Source organism: Mesorhizobium sp. M7A.F.Ca.ET.027.03.2.1 (assembly GCF_003999175.1).
Classification (GTDB): Bacteria; Pseudomonadota; Alphaproteobacteria; order Rhizobiales; family Rhizobiaceae; genus Mesorhizobium.
The window spans coordinates 1-1,758 of sequence record NZ_RZOM01001188.1 but is presented as its reverse complement, the minus strand read 5'-3'; the positions used below and the strand labels follow the sequence as shown (position 1 = coordinate 1,758).

Below are 1,758 nucleotides of genomic sequence, written 5' to 3'. Positions count from 1 at the left end.
TGTCCAGACCGCTTCGGCCGCCCCTCCGCCCAAAGCGAGAAACCTGAAGCCGGCAGCGGCAGCCAAGACCAGCAACCTCCCGGGCATTGCTATCGTAGCGCCGGAGAATGCGCGGCGCGCCGAGATTCCGCAGGTGGGCGAGCAGCAGGCTCCGGAGCCGGAAGAGGACACGCCGGAGACGATCATCGCGGCATTGCCGGCCCGAAGCGTTCCGCTGCCGGATTTCGCACCGCGGCCAAAAGCCGATGTCGGCGCTCAGCAGCCTGAGAATGTTCCTTTTGCGATGGCGGAGGCGACAGCCACCACCGAGCAGGCCGTGGCGACCGCGCATGCGCCGTCGAGCGTTCCTTTCGGCGTGGCCGATGCAACGGCTTCGGCTAATCCGGCCCAGGTCGCGGTCAACAACATACCGTTGCCGACATGGCGTCCCGACAATTCGCTGCCGGCCGCTCTGGCTGCGCCGCCCAGCAAGGATGTGCTGATGGCGCTGGCCGAGACGGCTGATCAAAGCAAGACGGCGACCGATGCGTTCTCGGTGCTGCCGACGGCGCGGCCCGAGATGGCTAGGCCGGATGCGGTCAAGGCCGTGCTCGACGAGGCCAATGCCCAGGTCGGTGCGGCCGATTACCAGCTTGCTTCCCTGTCCGGATCCGAGCCGCGGTCGGCGTTCAACGATCTGGGCACCAACGCCGCATCGCCGCGCGATGCTGTCGTTGCCCGCCCAGTCGGTTCCGATCCGGCCGCCGCGATCGGCGCCGGCGTCAAGACGACCCGCAAGGAATCGAGAGCCACCGCCCGCGACCTGAAGCCAGGCCCCAAGGCCATGGTGGTTGCAGCCGCACCGCAGGCCGCCCGCTGGGCATTGACCAGCGGCGAGCATGTCGCCACCGTTTCAAGCGCGACGACGGCGCCGGGCTACGCCTACAGCATCGTGCACACGCCGCCGAGCGAGGTCTACACGGCCGGCTTCCAGCCGAGCAGCCAGGTGGCCGATGCCAACCGCTTCACCGGCAACGCCGTCAAGTTCATGTCGGTAGCCCGCTTCCAGACCAAATGACGGCAAATCAATCGACAAAGCCGCGCCGGGCAACCAGCGCGGCTTTTTGCTGTTCAGCGAACCGGGCCAGCCTGCACGGTCACGCGCGGCTGAACTTCTCGTGAAGCCGGAACGGTCGCCTATTCCCCGGGTTAATACAGGTTCGTTCAAACCCGGGGAGATCCATGAAGAACATCCTATTGGCATCGGTCATCGCATTGGCAACCGCTTCGGCGGCTATCGCCCCTACGCAGGCCGAGACCATTGTCGTCAAAACTCATGACCATATGCACATGAAGAAGCACTGCCGGACCAAGGTGGTCACAAGCTGGAAGCATCACCACAGGGTGGTTGAAAAGGTCCGGGTCTGCAGCTGATCAGCTTCGGAGCCGATTTGGCAAACCCGGTCGACGCGAGTCGGCCGGGTTTTTTCATGCCGTGGCCGAAGCCTTATTTCGCAAGCTTGCTCGCCGCGCGCGCCAAGGCTTCGATCTCGTCCCACTTGCCGGCCTTGACGAGGTCATCGGGCGCCACCCAGGAGCCGCCGACGCAGACCACGTTGGGCAGGCTGAGATAGTCGGCCGCGTTCTTGGCCGAGATGCCGCCGGTGGGGCAGAATTTCACATCGGCGAGCGGCGAGGCGAAGGCTTTCAGCGAAGCGATGCCGCCCGACTGCTCGGCCGGGAAGAATTTCAGGAAGCGCAAGCCGGCTTCCCGTGCAG

General features: G+C 65.4%; 1 protein-coding gene and 2 pseudogenes. 2 read left to right on the top strand and 1 reads right to left on the bottom strand.

Features of this window, described 5'->3' with window-relative positions; all coding sequences use genetic code 11:
• Together EN750_RS32795 and EN750_RS32790 are read left to right on the top strand one after the other, a co-directional pair.
• Nucleotides 1-1,057 (top strand): annotated as a pseudogene (locus tag EN750_RS32795) (peptidase M15); the annotation flags it as partial.
• A gap of 164 nt (nt 1,058-1,221) precedes the next feature.
• Nucleotides 1,222-1,413, top strand: coding sequence for a hypothetical protein (locus EN750_RS32790; protein ID WP_127272097.1), 192 nt, complete (start codon nt 1,222-1,224; stop codon nt 1,411-1,413).
• Between the two features lie 73 nt (nt 1,414-1,486).
• Here EN750_RS32790 and EN750_RS32785 read toward each other — a convergent pair.
• A pseudogene (locus EN750_RS32785) lies at nt 1,487-1,758 on the bottom strand (keto-deoxy-phosphogluconate aldolase); the annotation flags it as partial.